The organism is Anoxybacillus sp. PDR2 (assembly GCF_009834045.1).
GTDB classification, from domain to species: Bacteria; Bacillota; Bacilli; order Bacillales; family Anoxybacillaceae; genus Anoxybacteroides; species Anoxybacteroides rupiense.
The window spans coordinates 2,821,677-2,838,068 of the sequence record NZ_CP047158.1 but is presented as its reverse complement, the minus strand read 5'-3'; the positions used below and the strand labels follow the sequence as shown (position 1 = coordinate 2,838,068).

Genomic DNA, 16,392 nt, shown 5'->3' with positions numbered 1-16,392 from the left:
TGGGTGAACGCGATGAAAATAGATTTATTTGATTTTCATTTACCGGAGGAATTAATTGCACAAACACCGCTTGCGAACCGAGAAGCATCGAGATTGCTTATGCTCAATAAAAATACAGGAGAAACGAAACATCATGAAACCTTTCGAGCGATTTTATCGTATTTGAATGAAGGGGATTGTCTCGTATTAAATGATACAAGAGTATTGCCGGCGCGCCTTTATGGAGAAAAATCAGATACGGGCGCAAAAATTGAAGTGCTTTTATTAAAGCAAGTGGAAGGAGACCGTTGGGAAACGCTCGTGAAGCCAGCGAAGCGCGTGAAAGAAGGAACAAGCATTTTATTTGGTGACGGCCGTTTAAAAGCAACGTGCAGACAGGAGTTGGAGCACGGAGGAAGAATACTGGAATTTGCTTATGACGGAGTATTTTATGAGGTGTTGGAATCCTTGGGGGAGATGCCGCTCCCTCCATATATTAAAGAACAGCTCGACGATCAGGAGCGGTATCAAACCGTGTATGCCCGTGAACGCGGTTCGGCAGCAGCGCCGACAGCAGGGCTTCATTTTACGGAGCAGCTGCTTGAGGATATTCGTCAAAAAGGAGTGCATCTAGCTTTTATTACCCTTCATGTCGGACTTGGTACCTTCCGTCCCGTCAATGTTGAGAATATCGAAGAACATGATATGCATGCAGAATTTTACCAGATGACAGAAGGGACAGCGCGATTGTTGAATGAGGTGAAAGAGAAGGGCGGGCGAATTATCGCAGTCGGAACCACATCAACACGTACGCTTGAAACGATCGCATCGCGCCATAATGGAACGTTTATTGCCGAGAGCGGATGGACGGATATCTTTATTTATCCAGGCTATCAGTTTCAAGCGATTGATGGAATGATTACGAATTTTCACTTGCCTAAATCAACATTAATCATGCTAGTTAGCGCCTTAGCAGGGCGTGAAAATGTTTTGCGTGCTTATAAAGAAGCGGTGGAGAAGCGTTATCGTTTCTTTAGCTTCGGTGATGCGATGCTGATTATTTAAGAAAGGAGCTATTGATTTGACCCCGATTCGTTATGAACTTATCAAAACATGCAAGCAAACAGGAGCACGTCTCGGAATCATTCATACGCCGCATGGCTCCTTTGAAACGCCGATGTTTATGCCAGTCGGCACATTAGCGACTGTCAAAACGTTATCGCCTGAGGAATTAAAAGAAATGGGTGCAGGCATTATTTTAAGCAACACCTATCATCTATGGCTTCGTCCAGGGCATGATATTGTGAAAGAAGCGGGCGGATTGCATTCGTTTATGAACTGGGATCGCGGCATTCTGACTGATTCTGGCGGCTTTCAAGTCTTCAGCCTGAGTGAATTTCGCAAAATTGAAGAGGAAGGCGTATATTTTCGCAATCATTTAAATGGAGACAAGCTGTTTCTTTCGCCGGAAAAAGCGATGGAAATCCAAAATGCGCTCGGCTCTGATATCATGATGGCGTTTGATGAATGCCCGCCGTATCCTGCGACATATGAATATATGAAAAAATCGGTTGAGCGGACAAGCCGCTGGGCGGAACGCTGTTTAAAAGCGCATGCCCGTCCAAATGAACAGGGGCTGTTTGGCATTGTTCAAGGCGGTGAATTTGAGGACTTACGCAGACAGAGCGCGCAGGATCTTGTGTCTCTCGATTTTCCGGGCTATGCGGTCGGCGGTTTGTCGGTAGGAGAACCAAAAGATGTCATGAATCGCGTGCTTGAGTTTACAACGCCGCTTTTACCAGCCAATAAACCTCGCTATTTAATGGGAGTTGGTTCGCCGGACTCGCTCATTGACGGCGCCATCCGCGGAATTGACATGTTTGATTGCGTCTTGCCGACTCGCATTGGACGAAATGGAACGGTGATGACAAGCGAAGGGCGCCTTGTCATCAAAAATGCGCAATACGCCCGTGATTTTACGCCGCTGGATCCGAACTGCGGCTGCTATACATGCCGCAACTATACGCGCGCCTATATTCGTCATCTTATCAAATGTGATGAAACGTTTGGTATTCGCTTGACTTCTTATCATAACGTTTACTTTTTGATAAAATTAATGGAGCAAGTGAGACAAGCGATACGTGAAGATCGGCTTGGCGATTTTCGCGAAGAATTTTTTGAACGCTACGGATTTAATAGACCGAATGCGAAAAACTTTTAGAAAGGGGTGAAATCTATGGCGACGCTTGTGAATCTTTTGCCGCTTCTTATCATGTTCGCGATTTTCTATTTCCTGCTGATTCGTCCGCAGCAAAAACGGCAGCGGGCTGTTCAGCAAATGCAAGCGAACTTGAAAAAAGGCGATAAAATTATTACGATCGGCGGTTTGCATGGCATCATCGATTCCATCGATGAGAATAAAGTCGTGATCCGCGCGGGAGACGGTTCTCGTCTTACATACGATCGCTCTGCTATTCGCGAGGTTGTGGCAGAGAACAACCAATAGAATAAAAAAGGCTGCTTGGCAAAAAGCAGCTTCAGGCTGTAGACAAAGTCCGTTTTGACTTTGTCTACAATCATTTTAACCGTTTCACATCAGACTCGCTTGAAATCGCTCTTCTCAAAATGAAATGGGTGGGGAAGGCTGTATATTAATCTGCGTGCCGATTGGATGACGACAAATTGACTCCCATGACTCCCCCAAGCATGGCCGCTAATAAAAAGCCGAGATGATAAATCCATTGCTTTGTTGAAAATGTTTGCTCAAGTCCTAAAAACTGAAAGAAAAAGACGAGGAGTGTAAACACTAAGCTGGTGGTTCCACCGATAAGCCATCCGCGTTCCTTGCCTTTGCCTCCTGCGACAAATCCACCGATAAATACGGATAGAACAGATGCAGCAAAAATAACCCATGTTAATGAGGATTCTTGGATATCGGTCCATTTCAAAAGAAGTGATAATAAAAAGCTAATGATCAACGCTAGTAAAAAAATGGTTAGAACTCCGTAGACAACACCTTTGCCAAACCTAGCCATCTCGTTCATTCCCTCCGTTTAAGCCATCTTTAGCAAGAGTATATTCAGGCCCGGACATGTTTAGAATCAAATGAAGTTAGTTTTTACGAAAAAAGCCGCGAACAAATGGGATGCGTACTAACTCTTCTCGTTTAACCAGCTTGAAAATGACTAAAAGAATGACGTATACCACTGTTGTAATGATAATGGCGGCGATGGTCCTCATACTTATTGGAAGTGAAGTCAGAGAATGATAAAAAGCAAGATGTCCAACAAAACCTGCTGCAAGCATGACGAAAAATGTGTGAATATATTCGAATATGTAAATGGAATAAGAAATGACCTTCATGATTGTTGCGAAATGGAGAAGCGTAACAAGCACCGTACCAATCGCGATAGACAGAGCTGCTCCCATAATCCCTAAATTTGGCTGAGTGGCTAGCGCAAAAATACAAGCCGTTTTTACAACAGAGCCGATTAAGCTATTCATCATAGCCGCTTTCGCTAAATCCAGCCCCTGTAAAACTGCCTGAAGAGGCCCTTGGCAGTAATAAAAAAGGAAAAATGGTGCCATTACTTTAATAAAAATGGCAGAATGGCTTGTGCCATACATCAGCTGCATAATGGGATCGGCAAATACATACAGGACCACAACGGCCAGGCCTCCTGTAATCATGGATAATCGCATGGCTTGCTGAACGCGCCGCTCGATGAGAAACATTTGCTGCTGTGCCGCCGCTTCGCTAATAGCTGGAACGAGAGAGGTTGATAGTGAGTAGGTAATAAACGATGGCAGCATGAGCAGAGGTAAAGCATATCCTGTTAATTCCCCATATTGCCTGGTCGCTAATGAGGCAGCAACTCCTGCAAGCGCTAAGCTGTGGGCTACCACAATCGGTTCAAAAAACCAGGCGATTGAGCCAATGAGACGGCTTCCTGTTGTTGGCAAAGCGATGCGCATTAAGCTCATAAAGGTTTCTTTTCCGGCTTTAGCATAATGGAAAAATTGCGGACGAATGTTGATTCTTTTTTTGCGTTTGAACATGTAAAACAAATAGATGAGCGACCCTAATTCGCCGATCACGGATGAAAGCATCGCTCCCGCCGCAGCATATTCGATTCCATATGGTAAGAAGATGCTCGTGCAAAAGGCAATTAAACTAATACGAATGATTTGTTCAAGCAGCTGTGAATAGGCATATGGCTTCATTTGCTGTTTTCCTTGAAAATAACCGCGCAAAACGGAAGAAACAGCAACAATGGGAACAACAGGTGAAATCGCTAACAGCGGATAATAGGTGCGAGCATCTGTAAATAAGGTTGTCGATAAAAGCGGCGCAAGCAATACCATTGCCGGAAAAAAGATGGCGCTTAGCACACCTGTAGTGGCTAAAGAAACGACGAGAATTTTTTTTACTCTTCGCTGATCTCCTACCGCTTCCGCCTCCGCTACTAGCTTAGAAATAGCGACAGGCAAGCCCATTTGCGTAAGCGTTATGGCTAAGGCAAGCGTAGGCACGGCCATCATATATAAACCGACCCCTTCTTCACCAATGGCTCGGGCGATAACAATGCGATTGATAAATCCGAGCACTCGTGTGATAAGGCCGGCAACGATTAGAATAAGTGTGCCTTTCAAAAATTTAGACATCCTGTATTTCCCTCCCTTCTCAAATAAGACGATCTTTTATACAATTAACTATATGCAAGAGATGTGAACAAGCATGACAAGTATTGTGGGACAAAACGGGGAGCGATGGTCATGGCAAATGAAAAAGAAAAAATGGAAGAACTGCGTGAACAATTGATGCCGGCGGTGCAAAGCAAGTATGAAGAGTTTCGCTTGCTTGGCTACGATCACGTAACGATAGAACAAATTTGGGAGTGTTTAGTGAGAAAAAAGTGGAAAAAATATGATGACGAAAGAAGGCTATATGAGCGTGTAAATGATATTTTATCGCTTTCAATTGGAGAATATATGGCTTTCTTGACAGCTGAATCATATCGTGAGCAGCGGGCCACTAAAGGTGATGATCTCGAAGAGCTACTAAATGAATTATTATAGCTATGTAGAAAATTGACAGCATTTGCGAACTGATTCATAATTAGGAATGTTGAAGCATTTCGAGAGGCTATAGCGAGGTTTTCTGATGACATAAGGAGGATTTTTTATGGTAAAAAGAAGTCGCATTCTGGCGTTTTTCTTAGTGCTGATTATTTTAGCAGGCACGCTAGGAACAACGACGAAAGGGATTATACATAATATCAAGCTCGGGCTTGATTTGCAAGGCGGTTTTGAAGTTTTATATGAGGTAAAGCCGGCGAAAAAAGGGGATAAAATTGACAAAACGACACTGACAAGCACCGTCAGTGCACTGAACAAGCGAATTAATGTACTGGGAGTCAGTGAACCAAATATTCAAGTAGAAGGAAAAAAACGGATTCGCGTCCAGCTTGCCGGTGTGAAAGACCAAAATCAGGCGCGGCAAATTTTATCGACCCAAGCGAAGCTGACCTTTCGCGATGTGCATGACAACGTCTTAATGGATGGAAGCGACCTGGCTGAAGGAGGAGCCAAGCTTTCGTTCGATGAGCATGGCAAGCCGAGTGTCGCCATTAAACTCAAAGATGCCGACAAGTTTAAGCAGGTGACGGAAAAAGTCTATAAAATGGGCGCGCCAAACAATTTATTAGTTATTTGGCTTGATTTTAAGGATGGCGTTGATTCCTATGCGAAAGAGGCGGGAAAAGCAAAGCCGAAGTATATTTCAGCAGCGGCGGTAAACCAAGTATTCGATCAAACGGATGTATCGATTGTTGGAAATTTCACGGTGGATGAAGCAAGACAGCTGGCTGACTTATTAAATGCTGGCGCGTTGCCGGTTGAGCTGAAAGAAGTTTATTCCACATCGATCGGTGCACAATTTGGAGAAAACGCCCTTCAGAAAACTATTCTTGCCGGTATTATTGGCGTGGCGCTAATTTTCCTCTTTATGATCGCGTTTTATCGCTTGCCTGGTGTGATTGCGGTCATTACGTTATCCGCTTATATTTATTTAATTTTGCTGATTTTCGATTGGATGAATGGCGTTCTGACATTGCCGGGGATAGCGGCGCTTATTTTGGGTGTCGGGATGGCCGTCGATGCCAATATTATCACATATGAGCGGATTAAAGAGGAAATCAAACTTGGAAAATCGATTATGTCCGCGTTTCGCACAGGAAATAAAGGATCGTTTGCGACAATCTTAGATGCGAATATTACAACCATTATTGCCGGTGTTGTGCTGTTTGTGTATGGAACAAGCTCTGTCAAAGGGTTTGCGACCATGCTGATTATCAGTATTTTAGTCAGCTTTATCACGGCTGTTTACGGCACGCGCCTGCTCCTTGGTTTGCTTGTGAATAGCCGCGTTTTACAAAATAAGCCAGGATATTTTGGCGTGAAAAAATCGGAAATTCTCGATATTGCTCAAACGAACGAGCATACAGAGGTGCCGACAAAGTTTGATTGTTGGGATTTCGTCAAACATAGCAAAAAATTCTTTATCTTTTCCGGCGCGTTAACGGTTGTTGGGATTGTTGCGCTGTTGACGATGAAATTAAATCTTGGCATTGATTTTGCGAGCGGCACACGCGTGGAAATCATGAGCGATTCTAAATTAAACGTGCAGCAATTGGAGGATCAGTTCCAGAAATTAAACTTACAGCCAAAAGATATCGTTTTATCTGGAAAGAATGAAGAAGTTGGCGTTGCGCGCTTTATCGGCGTTTTAAACAAACATGAAATTTCTGAGCTCAAGCAGTATTTTAAGGAGCAATATGGATCGGAACCGAACGTCAGCACCGTATCGCCGACTGTAGGAAAAGAATTGGCGCGCAACGCGTTGATCGCTGTGCTGATTTCATCGCTTGGTATCATCATTTATGTGACGATCCGCTTTGAGATGTATATGGCGCTTGCGGCTATTGTCTCACTTTTACATGACGCTTTTATTATTGTGATGTTTTTCAGTTTCACGCAGCTAGAGGTCGATTTAACATTTATTGCCGCCGTTTTGACGATCATCGGCTACTCGATTAATGACACGATTGTGACATTTGACCGGATTCGCGACTTGATGAAAAAACGGAAAGTCAAAACGATTGAGGATTTGCAGCATGTAGTGAATCGAGCATTGCAACAGACGCTGACCCGTTCCATTAACACCGTTCTGACCGTGATTTTTACGGTTGTCGCATTATTGATGTTTGGAAGCGAGGCGATTCGCAACTTTAATCTAGCCTTGCTAGTTGGACTTGTTTCCGGCGTATACTCTTCTCTGTTTATTGCCGCACAGCTATGGGTGGTATGGAAAGGAAAGCAATTGAAAAAAGGAAAAACGAAAAAGCCGGATCATCAGGATGCAGAACCACAAGTATAACGGTATAAGAATAGAGTGGCGACCAAAAGCGCCGCTCTATTTTTTTGAAGAAGCGAAAAAATGGATAAACTAAAACGGCGTGATGTCTTGATGAAAGGAAGAGAATCGTGGAGAAAGAAGAACGCTTCAAACAGGCCGAGTTTGCCGCGATTATTGGGATTTTAGGAAATATTGTATTAGCTGCAGTGAAAGGTGCTGCCGGCATCATGGGAAACAGCAAGGCATTGCTAGCAGATGCTGTTCATTCTGCTTCTGATGTTGCTGGATCGCTTGCCGTTTGGGTTGGATTGCGGGCAGCCAAGCGTCCGCCCGATGAAGATCACCCGTATGGTCATGGCAAGGCAGAATCCATCGCTGCTATTATTGTAGCGGTATTGTTATTTATTGTTGGCGCCGAAATGGGGCGTTCATCGCTACAAGCCTTTTTTCAGCCGCTGCATCCGCCGAAATGGTTGGCCATTTACGTAGTTGTCCTTTCCATTGTGGTGAAAGAAACCATGTTTCGCTACAAATATCGCTTAGGAAAAAAATTAAACAGTCAGGCGATTATCGTCAATGCATATGAGCACCGTTCCGATGTTTTTTCTTCCATTGCTGCGCTCATTGGCATTGGAGCGGCGATGGCAGGCCACTCATTGGGGATAAACAAGCTCGTCTACGCAGATCCTATCGCTGGATTATTTGTTTCTTTTCTCGTGTTAAAAATGGCCTGGGAGCTTGGCAAACAGTCGATTCACACTACATTAGACCATGTGCTTCACAAAGAAGATACCGTTCATCTTCGCCAAGCGGTACTCCAGTTTCCTGAAGTCAAGCAAATTCATGAATTGCATGCGCGCGAGCATGGCCATTACGTCATTATTGACCTGAAAATTGCCGTTGATCCCTTGCTTACTGTAGAAGAGGGGCATCGGATCGGCAAAGCCGTGAAAGAAAGATTGCTTCGCATGCCAAATATAGAAAATGTCATGGTGCATATTAATCCTTACCATCCCGAAAAATAGACGGCCCAGACTGTGAATAAATGTTTTCATCGCGCGCTGTTTGCCTCGTTCATCCCCTTATAAAACGGCTTGGCTGTATTCCTTATCCGCCAAGTACGGTTTGGGGAAGAAAAAATCGAAAGGGATGGATGGCAAAGCTCAAATGGACTTTCGCTATAATCTGACTAATATCACATTGCCCCTATTCTTCTCCTTTTGTATAATAGGAGAAGTTGAGGTGGGAGACATGTTAACGGCAAAAACTCGATGGGATGTGAAGCGTCCCGATAAAAATAAAGTGGATCAGTTAATGAAGGAGCTGGATATTTCTCCACTTGTGGCTTCGCTGCTTGTGAACCGTGGAATTGATACTGCACGAGCGGCGGCCGCCTTTTTATATCCAGAAAAACAACCGTTTCACGATCCTTTTTTGCTAGATGATATGCATCGAGCTATAGAAAGGATTCAGCAGGCGGTGCGAAATGAGGAGCATATTCTTGTATTCGGAGATTATGATGCTGACGGTGTAAGCAGCACAACCGTCATGATGAGTGCATTGTCTCAAATAGGCGCGAAAGCGGATTTTTACATACCCAATCGCTTTACTGAAGGATATGGACCAAATAAAAATGCTTTTTGTCTTGCCAAAGAAAAAGGCGTGTCTTTAATCATCACAGTGGACAATGGAATTGCTGCAGTCGAAGAAGTGGCGCTGGCAAATGAGCTAGGCATGGACGTTATTATTACCGATCATCATGAGCCGGGACCTACACTTCCTGAAGCATTGGCGATTATTCACCCGAAAAAGCCGGGCAGCACATACCCGTTTCGTGATTTAGCTGGGGTAGGCGTGGCTTTTAAGCTGGCGCATGCATTGCTTGGAGAAGTGCCAGAGCATTTGCTTGATATCGTGGCGATTGGAACCATTGCTGACCTTGTGCCGCTTACAGGTGAAAATCGTCTGCTTGCCGCAAAAGGAATCGAGCAATTGCGAGATACAAAGCGCATCGGGTTGCGTGCTCTATTGAAGCAATGCGGTACCAACTTGAGCCAAGTGAATGAGGAAACAGTCGGGTTTGCCATCGCTCCGCGAATTAATGCGGTCGGAAGACTTGGAGACGCCGCCCCTGCTGTTCGGCTGCTCATGACGGAGGATGAAGCAGAAGCGCACGAACTAGCGAAAAAAACGGAGATGCTGAATCGGGAGCGGCAAAAGCTAGTAAATGAAATGACGGAAGAAGCCGTTGCGATCATACAGGAGCAATTTCCTCCTGAGAAACAGCATGTGCTTGTTGTAGCAAAAGAAGGCTGGAATGTTGGAGTTATCGGGATCGTAGCCTCTCGGCTTGTCGAACAATTTTACCGGCCGACCATTGTTCTAAGTATCGATCCGGAAAAAGGGATTGCGAAAGGATCGGCGCGCAGCATTCAAGGATTTGATCTATTTGCCCATTTGTCAAAATGCCGCGATATTTTGCCCCATTTTGGCGGACATCCGATGGCGGCTGGAATGACCCTTTCACTTGAAGATGTCGATGAATTGCGGGAACGCCTTAATGCGTTTGCGAAGGAAGCATTGACCGAGGAAGATTTTATCCCGATCACTTCCATTGATGCAGCCTGCTCGATTGATGACATTACCTTAGGGGCATTAGAACAAATCGAAAAACTCTCCCCATTTGGGACAGAGAACCCGCGCCCTCTTATTTTAATTGAAGACGCATCCGTGCAAAGCATGCGGCGTATCGGCGCTGACCAATCACATATAAAAATCGTGTTTGAACAGGATGGGGCAACACTGGAATGTGTCGGATTTGGCTATGGATATTTGCATGATGAAATTGCTCCTAATGCAAAGGTTTCCATTGTTGGATCATTATCGGTAAATGAATGGAACCATCTTCGCAAACCGCAGCTGATGATTTGTGATGCCGCTGTGCGAGAATGGCAGCTGTTTGATATAAGAGGAATCCAGCATGTGCACTCTCTTTTTTCGCTGCTTCCCGCTGATCGGCGCCGGTTTATCGCATTTGGTCAAGAGACAATAGGAGCGCTTCGTCTGCAGTCTTATCGTGAAGAAATAGATGTCATTGAAGCGATAGAGGAAGCGAAGCGTCTTTCTTTGGATGGGAGCTATGTCGTTTTGCTTGACCTGCCGCCAACTTTAGAAATGATAAAAGTTTTATTAAGTTATAGTTTACCTGCGCGCATTTATGCGTTATTCTATCAAAGGGAGACTCATTTTTTCAGCACATTGCCGACGCGCGACCATTTTAAGTGGTTTTATGCGTTTTTGATGAAGCGAGGTACATTCCATCTCGAAAAATACGGCGATGAGCTGGCGCGCTCGCGCGGTTGGACGAAGGAAACGATTCGTTTTATGGTGCAAGTATTTTTAGAATTGCAGTTTGTGACGGTGGACAATGGGATCGTTTCGCTTGTTCCAAATCCCAAAAAGCGCGATTTAGCCGAATCTCCTACGTATCGTTTAAAACAGGCTCAGCTTGAGCTGGAAAATATGCTTTTATATTCATCGTATGAACAACTTAAGCGCACCTTTTCCGAAATAAAAGCGTTGCGGACATATGAGGAGGCAAAAATGTAATGGACTTAAAACAATATGTAACGATTGTACCGGATTTCCCGAAGCCAGGGATTATGTTTAAAGACATTACAACCATCATGGATAAAGGCGAAGTGTATAAATATGCGACAGATCAAATTGTGCAATATGCGCGGGAAAAAGAAATAGATCTTGTCGTTGGTCCAGAAGCGCGCGGCTTTATTATCGGCTGCCCTGTCGCTTATGCGCTCGGGGTTGGGTTTGCGCCTGTAAGGAAGGAAGGAAAGCTGCCGCGTGAGGTCGTTCGTGTCGAATACGGTTTAGAGTACGGAAAAGATGTATTGACCATGCATAAAGATGCCATTAAACCGGGACAGCGCGTGCTGATTACAGACGATCTATTGGCCACTGGCGGAACGATTGAAGCAACGATCAAACTGGTAGAGCAGCTTGGCGGTGTGGTCGCCGGCATTGCATTCTTAATTGAGCTTACGTATTTAGAAGGGCGCAACAAATTAGATGGTTATGATATTTTAACATTAATGCAATTCTAACCATCGACATTTTTCTTTTATTTCGCTAAAATGGTAAGAAGAGATGTTTGCAAAGGGCACTCTAACGGGTGCTCTTTCTTATTAGTTTCTTTACATTTAAAAAAATTTCCATGATAATGGTATTAAATTATACACATAAGGTGATCTCATGGCCAATGAACAGGTGTTGACAGCGGAACAAGTCATCGAGCAGGCAAGCCGATATTTGTCGGAAATGGATGTTGAATTGATCAGAAAGGCATATGAATTTGCCAGAGAGTCCCATCGCGAGCAATATCGAAAATCAGGGGAGCCCTATATTATCCATCCTATTCAAGTAGCGGGAATTTTAGTAGATTTAAAAATGGACGCGATTACGATTGCTGCCGGCTTCTTGCATGATGTTGTCGAGGATACAGCTGCCACGAAAGAAGATTTAGAGCGGGAGTTTGGCGGCGAAGTAGCTATGCTTGTGGATGGTGTGACAAAGCTCGGCAAGATTAAATACAAATCCCAAGAAGAGCAGCAGGCTGAAAATCATCGAAAAATGTTTTTAGCAATGGCACAAGATATTCGTGTGATTTTGATTAAATTGGCAGATCGGCTCCATAACATGCGGACGTTGAAGCATTTGCCAATTGAAAAACAGCGAAGAATCGCCAACGAGACACTGGAAATTTTTGCGCCGCTTGCCCATCGCCTCGGAATTTCGAAAATCAAATGGGAGCTTGAGGATACGTCGCTTCGTTATTTAAATCCGCAGCAATATTACCGCATTGTGAATTTAATGAAGAAAAAACGAGCCGAGCGCGAGCAATATTTGGAAGAGGTTATTCAAGAAGTGCGCGATCGGTTAAGCGAATTTTCGATCAAAGGTGAAATTTCCGGAAGGCCGAAGCATATTTACAGCATTTATCGAAAAATGGCGCTGCAAAATAAGCAATTTAATGAAATTTATGATTTACTAGCGGTTCGCATCATTGTGAACAGCATAAAAGACTGCTATGCGGTGTTGGGCATTATTCATACATGCTGGAAGCCAATGCCAGGCCGTTTTAAAGATTATATTGCGATGCCAAAGACCAATATGTATCAATCTTTGCATACGACTGTCATTGGCCCAAAAGGGGAGCCTTTGGAAGTGCAAATTCGCACATTTGAAATGCATCAAATTGCCGAATTCGGAATTGCGGCACATTGGGCGTACAAAGAAGGAAAGATGGTCAAACCGAATTCTTTTGAAGAAAAGCTTTCCTGGTTTCGGGAAATTTTAGAATGGCAAAACGATGCAAGCAATGCCGAAGAATTTATGGAAACGCTAAAGATGGATTTATTTTCGGATACGGTGTTCGTCTTTACTCCGAAAGGCGACGTTATTGAGCTTCCAGCAGGTTCGGTGCCGATTGACTTCGCTTATCGGATTCATTCTGAAATCGGAAATAAAACGATCGGAGCGAAAGTGAATGGGAAAATGGTACCGTTGGATTATAAACTTAAGACAGGCGATATTGTCGAAATATTAACATCCAAGCATTCATACGGTCCGAGCCAAGATTGGCTAAAGCTTGCGCAAACTTCCCATGCCAAAAATAAAATTCGCCAATTCTTTAAAAAACAGCGACGCGAAGAGAATATTGAAAAAGGAAAAGAGCTTGTGGAAAAGGAAATTCGCGCTCTTGGTTTCGATGTGAAAGATATATTGACGGTTGAAAATGTCAAGAGAGTGGCGGAAAAGTTCAACTTCTCTAATGAAGAAGATATGTATGCGGCTGTTGGTTATCATGGGATTACCGCTGCGCAAATTGCTCATCGCTTAACAGATAAATGGCGGAAGCAGCGCGATTTGGAGGAGCAGCAAAAAAGATTGGCGGAGTCGGCGCAGGAGATGAAGACGCCGATTGGGAAAAAACGCGATTATGGTATTCAAGTGCAGGGAATCGATAATTTATTGATTCGTCTCTCACGTTGCTGTAATCCAGTTCCAGGCGACGAAATTATCGGATTTATTACAAGAGGACGCGGAGTCTCTGTTCACCGAACAGATTGTCCTAACGTAAAATCAAGCGAAGTAGAAGATCGGCTGATTTCGGTAGAATGGGAAAGCAATACGAAAACCAACCGCGAATATAACGTGGAAATTGAAATTTCCGGATTTGATCGACGCGGACTGCTCAATGAAGTATTGCAGGCCGTTAATGAAACGAAAACGGATATTTCCGCTGTTTCAGGAAGATCCGATCACCGCAATAAGATTGCTACCATTCATATGACGATTGCGATTCAAAACGTGAGCCATCTGCAAAAAATCGTAGAACGAATCAAGCAAATTCCAGATATTTATTCTGTGCAGCGAATTATGAACAATTAGAAAGGAACGCGGTCATGAGAGTAGTAGTACAAAGAGCCAAACATGCAAGTGTAACCGTCAATGGTGAAATAGTGGGCAGTATTGAATTTGGGCTTGTGCTCCTTGTCGGTGTGACCCATCAGGATACGGAGGAAGACGCGGCGTTTGTCGCTGATAAAATTGCCCATTTGCGCATCTTTGAGGATGAATCCGGCAAAATGAATCGGTCATTACTGGATGTCGGGGGCGCTATTTTATCCGTTTCCCAGTTTACATTGTATGGCGACTGTCGAAAAGGAAGACGACCCAATTTTATGGAAGCGGCCAAACCAGATCATGCGCTGCGAATTTATGAAGCATTCAACGAAGAATTAAGAAAAAAAGGGATTTTAGTGGAAACCGGACAATTTGGCGCTATGATGGATGTGGCATTGACAAATGATGGCCCGGTGACGCTTATTGTAGAAAGCAAAGAAAAAAGCGAGTAACTATATGGCTGCTCGCTTTTCTTTTATTATTCAACGGCACAAGTGTTGATGATCCATTATTTTACGTAAAAAATACAAAATCATTTGGTCAAATGCAAGCTTTCTGTCTCTTCCCCTGAACAACGAACGATTTGCCGGGAAATGAATGGGCTCGCTGGCGTTCTTATTCGAGAAGGGCATGCTATAAGCCTGTCCAGCGGGCAAGCAAATCGCTTGCCCACTACGACAAAAAAGCGAGGAATCCAATATCGATATACCTGATTCAACATTTTGTTTTCCGCATAGCTTGCGATAGGAAAAGTTTTTTAAGTCACTTTTTTTAGGTTAAAGAGTTTGGGAAAATACGTGCGCCTTCCTCCTTTTATGGACATGGCGTTGCCCTTATTAATTGCTGAAATAGCGTTGAAGCCCGGCAACAATTGTTTTGGTGACTTGCTTTTGGTATGAATCAGAGGCAATGATGCTTGATTCCTGCGCATTGTTCAAATATCCCAGCTCAAACAGAACAGATGGCATGCTTGTTTCTCGAAGGACGTGAAAGTCGCCAAATCGAATGCCGCGATACGGGATTGGCAGGGATTGAGACAGAAAAGGATCAAACGATAAAGCGAGAGGATAGTCATTTAATGAATGGTAATAATAAATGGTCATTCCTCTTGCTGTTCCGTCTGGCGAGCTATCGTAATGAATGCTGACAAACGCATCGGCTTTATGCTGTTCAGCCATGCTTACGCGCTCGGCTAAGGACAAATAGGTGTCGTCCTTTCTAGTGAGAATAACGGTGGCTCCAGCCGCCTGCAATTGATTTTTTAGCATCTGTGCGGTTTTTAATGTCATCGTTTTTTCCATCATTCCACCGCTGCCAATCGTTCCGCTGTCTTTTCCGCCGTGACCGGGATCAATGACAATCGTTTTGTTTTTGATTGTCCCTGTGTTTCCAGCATTGCGGACAACCGCTACCACCCAATCCGCAATATATCCGCTCTTTTGATGAGACAGTTCAATTTTGTACCAGCTACCTTCTTTAGCGATCACGCGGTATTGTTGTCCACGTTTGGCTGTCCCTTGAATTTGCGATTGAAGCGAAGGTTTTGAACGAATATTCGTACCATCTTCTAACACTGTAATGTAGAGAGTTGCCGTCATTATGTATGTGCGATAGACCCAGCCAGTCATAGAGCCAGGTGATTCGATTTGATACCAATCCGCAGTCTCGCCAATGATTCGCACCTGTTGGCCAAATGTGATTTTGCCAAGAATGGTGGCCTGTTGAGAAGGCTTTGTCCGCACGTTTAGCACATCAACGGCAACCGTTCCGGATTTCGATTGGATGGAAGTGGTCCCGGAGCCTGTAGCTGACGCGAGGTAGTCTGATGAGACCCACCCCGTAAGCGTTCCGTTTTTGATTCTTGTCCAATGACTGTTGGTGTCGAGCACTTCCACCGTTTGGCCTAGCTTTAAATAACCAATTATGCTTGCTTGGCTGCTAGGAGCAGAACGAACACGGAGACGGTCAACGGTCGCTTGCATGTTTTCATTCATATCTGCAACATATTGCCGTGAAACCCATCCGGTTTCCGTAGTGCTTAGTTTAAGCTGTACCCAATCATTTTTTTCTTGGGCCACTATGTAAATTTCTCCTTTATTCAGTTTCTTTTTTATTGGATAAGAAGTGCCTGGTCCTTCCCGAACATTGAGGTGCTCTGTTTTGGTGATCACCATTTTGGCTTCGGCGCCGTCAGAGGAAGGGAAGGACAAAAGAAACAGAGCGACCAGCAGAAAATAAGCCGCTTTTTTCACATGGCAGCCTCCTTTCAAAAGTGTGAGATGATAACAGTTCTACAAAAAGTAAAAAAACCCTTTTATTTTTTTAAAAAACGGGAAAGATAAGTAGTGCTATATTTGGCGAATCATCGGTCAGATTACGGTTGGCATTTGTTGGAACAGAATGGGCGCGGCCTCGCCTTCTGACCATGAGTTTTGACCGCTATCGTCCGTTCATCATATTGATACGGCACAAGAACTGTAAGTGAATCGATCGGATCTTCGCGCCGCGAGCAA

13 protein-coding genes are annotated in these 16,392 nt (G+C 44.2%); 10 read left to right on the top strand and 3 right to left on the bottom strand.

Going from position 1 to position 16,392, the window contains the following annotated elements; genetic code table 11:
* Positions 1-12: 12 nt before the first annotated feature.
* Genes queA through yajC form a run of 3 tightly spaced genes read left to right on the top strand, consistent with a single transcriptional unit; the run spans position 13 to position 2,485 of the window.
* Positions 13-1,044, top strand: a complete 1,032-nt coding sequence (gene queA, locus GRQ40_RS13695; RefSeq protein ID WP_044744657.1) for a tRNA preQ1(34) S-adenosylmethionine ribosyltransferase-isomerase QueA — start codon at positions 13-15, stop codon at positions 1,042-1,044.
* Positions 1,045-1,060: 16 nt separating this feature from the next.
* Entirely contained in the window at positions 1,061-2,200 is a 1,140-nt protein-coding gene (gene tgt, locus GRQ40_RS13690) for a tRNA guanosine(34) transglycosylase Tgt (RefSeq protein ID WP_066146107.1), read from the top strand.
* A 15-nt stretch (positions 2,201-2,215) separates the two neighbouring features.
* A complete protein-coding gene (yajC, locus tag GRQ40_RS13685) occupies positions 2,216-2,485 on the top strand; it encodes a preprotein translocase subunit YajC (protein WP_044744655.1) in 270 nt (89 codons plus the stop codon).
* A 145-nt stretch (positions 2,486-2,630) separates the two neighbouring features.
* Here yajC and GRQ40_RS13680 read toward each other — a convergent pair whose 3' ends face one another.
* Positions 2,631-3,014, bottom strand: coding sequence for a TIGR04086 family membrane protein (locus tag GRQ40_RS13680; protein WP_044744654.1), 384 nt, complete (start codon positions 3,012-3,014; stop codon positions 2,631-2,633).
* Positions 3,015-3,090: 76 nt separating this feature from the next.
* The gene (gene spoVB, locus GRQ40_RS13675) at positions 3,091-4,644 is read right to left on the bottom strand and encodes a stage V sporulation protein B (RefSeq protein WP_044744653.1); all 1,554 of its coding nucleotides are present in this window, start codon (positions 4,642-4,644) and stop codon (positions 3,091-3,093) included.
* Positions 4,645-4,755: 111 nt separating this feature from the next.
* Between spoVB and GRQ40_RS13670 the strand changes: the two genes are divergently transcribed.
* The 7 genes from GRQ40_RS13670 (at position 4,756) to dtd (ending at position 14,331) form a co-directional block, all read left to right on the top strand.
* Positions 4,756-5,058 (top strand): post-transcriptional regulator, encoded by a 303-nt coding sequence (locus GRQ40_RS13670; protein WP_052660996.1) that lies wholly within the window; start codon positions 4,756-4,758, stop codon positions 5,056-5,058.
* A 106-nt stretch (positions 5,059-5,164) separates the two neighbouring features.
* Positions 5,165-7,417, top strand: a complete 2,253-nt coding sequence (gene secDF, locus GRQ40_RS13665; protein WP_159720188.1) for a protein translocase subunit SecDF — start codon at positions 5,165-5,167, stop codon at positions 7,415-7,417.
* Positions 7,418-7,524: 107 nt separating this feature from the next.
* Positions 7,525-8,421, top strand: coding sequence for a cation diffusion facilitator family transporter (locus tag GRQ40_RS13660; protein WP_159720187.1), 897 nt, complete (start codon positions 7,525-7,527; stop codon positions 8,419-8,421).
* Between the two features lie 226 nt (positions 8,422-8,647).
* A complete protein-coding gene (gene recJ, locus GRQ40_RS13655; protein WP_159720894.1) occupies positions 8,648-11,005 on the top strand; it encodes a single-stranded-DNA-specific exonuclease RecJ in 2,358 nt (785 codons plus the stop codon).
* The gene (locus GRQ40_RS13650; protein ID WP_044744650.1) at positions 11,005-11,517 is read left to right on the top strand and encodes an adenine phosphoribosyltransferase; all 513 of its coding nucleotides are present in this window, start codon (positions 11,005-11,007) and stop codon (positions 11,515-11,517) included. The genes recJ and GRQ40_RS13650 overlap by 1 nt, the downstream gene beginning before the upstream one ends.
* 148 nt (positions 11,518-11,665) lie before the next feature.
* Positions 11,666-13,864, top strand: coding sequence for a RelA/SpoT family protein (locus GRQ40_RS13645; protein WP_066146097.1), 2,199 nt, complete (start codon positions 11,666-11,668; stop codon positions 13,862-13,864).
* A gap of 14 nt (positions 13,865-13,878) precedes the next feature.
* Positions 13,879-14,331 carry a D-aminoacyl-tRNA deacylase gene (dtd, locus tag GRQ40_RS13640; protein ID WP_044744648.1) on the top strand — a complete coding sequence of 151 codons (453 nt, stop codon included), beginning with the start codon at positions 13,879-13,881 and terminating at the stop codon, positions 14,329-14,331.
* 384 nt (positions 14,332-14,715) lie between these two features.
* On the opposite strand, the gene GRQ40_RS13635 is transcribed toward dtd, so the two are convergent.
* Positions 14,716-16,131: an N-acetylmuramoyl-L-alanine amidase family protein gene (locus tag GRQ40_RS13635; protein ID WP_159720186.1), complete on the bottom strand. Its 1,416-nt coding sequence runs from the start codon at positions 16,129-16,131 to the stop codon at positions 14,716-14,718.
* Positions 16,132-16,392 lie beyond the last annotated feature (261 nt).

What these genes read in the sequence shown, in the direction of transcription:
- queA (WP_044744657.1), top strand. Translation starts at nt 13, where the DNA reads ATGAAAATAGATTTATTTGATTTTCATTTACCGGAGGAATTAATTGCA.
- yajC (WP_044744655.1), top strand. Translation starts at nt 2,216, where the DNA reads ATGGCGACGCTTGTGAATCTTTTGCCGCTTCTTATCATGTTCGCGATT.
- GRQ40_RS13680 (WP_044744654.1), bottom strand. Translation starts at nt 3,014, where the DNA reads ATGGCTAGGTTTGGCAAAGGTGTTGTCTACGGAGTTCTAACCATTTTT.
- spoVB (WP_044744653.1), bottom strand. Translation starts at nt 4,644, where the DNA reads ATGTCTAAATTTTTGAAAGGCACACTTATTCTAATCGTTGCCGGCCTT.
- GRQ40_RS13670 (WP_052660996.1), top strand. Translation starts at nt 4,756, where the DNA reads ATGGCAAATGAAAAAGAAAAAATGGAAGAACTGCGTGAACAATTGATG.
- secDF (WP_159720188.1), top strand. Translation starts at nt 5,165, where the DNA reads ATGGTAAAAAGAAGTCGCATTCTGGCGTTTTTCTTAGTGCTGATTATT.
- recJ (WP_159720894.1), top strand. Translation starts at nt 8,648, where the DNA reads ATGTTAACGGCAAAAACTCGATGGGATGTGAAGCGTCCCGATAAAAAT.
- GRQ40_RS13650 (WP_044744650.1), top strand. Translation starts at nt 11,005, where the DNA reads ATGGACTTAAAACAATATGTAACGATTGTACCGGATTTCCCGAAGCCA.
- GRQ40_RS13645 (WP_066146097.1), top strand. Translation starts at nt 11,666, where the DNA reads ATGGCCAATGAACAGGTGTTGACAGCGGAACAAGTCATCGAGCAGGCA.
- dtd (WP_044744648.1), top strand. Translation starts at nt 13,879, where the DNA reads ATGAGAGTAGTAGTACAAAGAGCCAAACATGCAAGTGTAACCGTCAAT.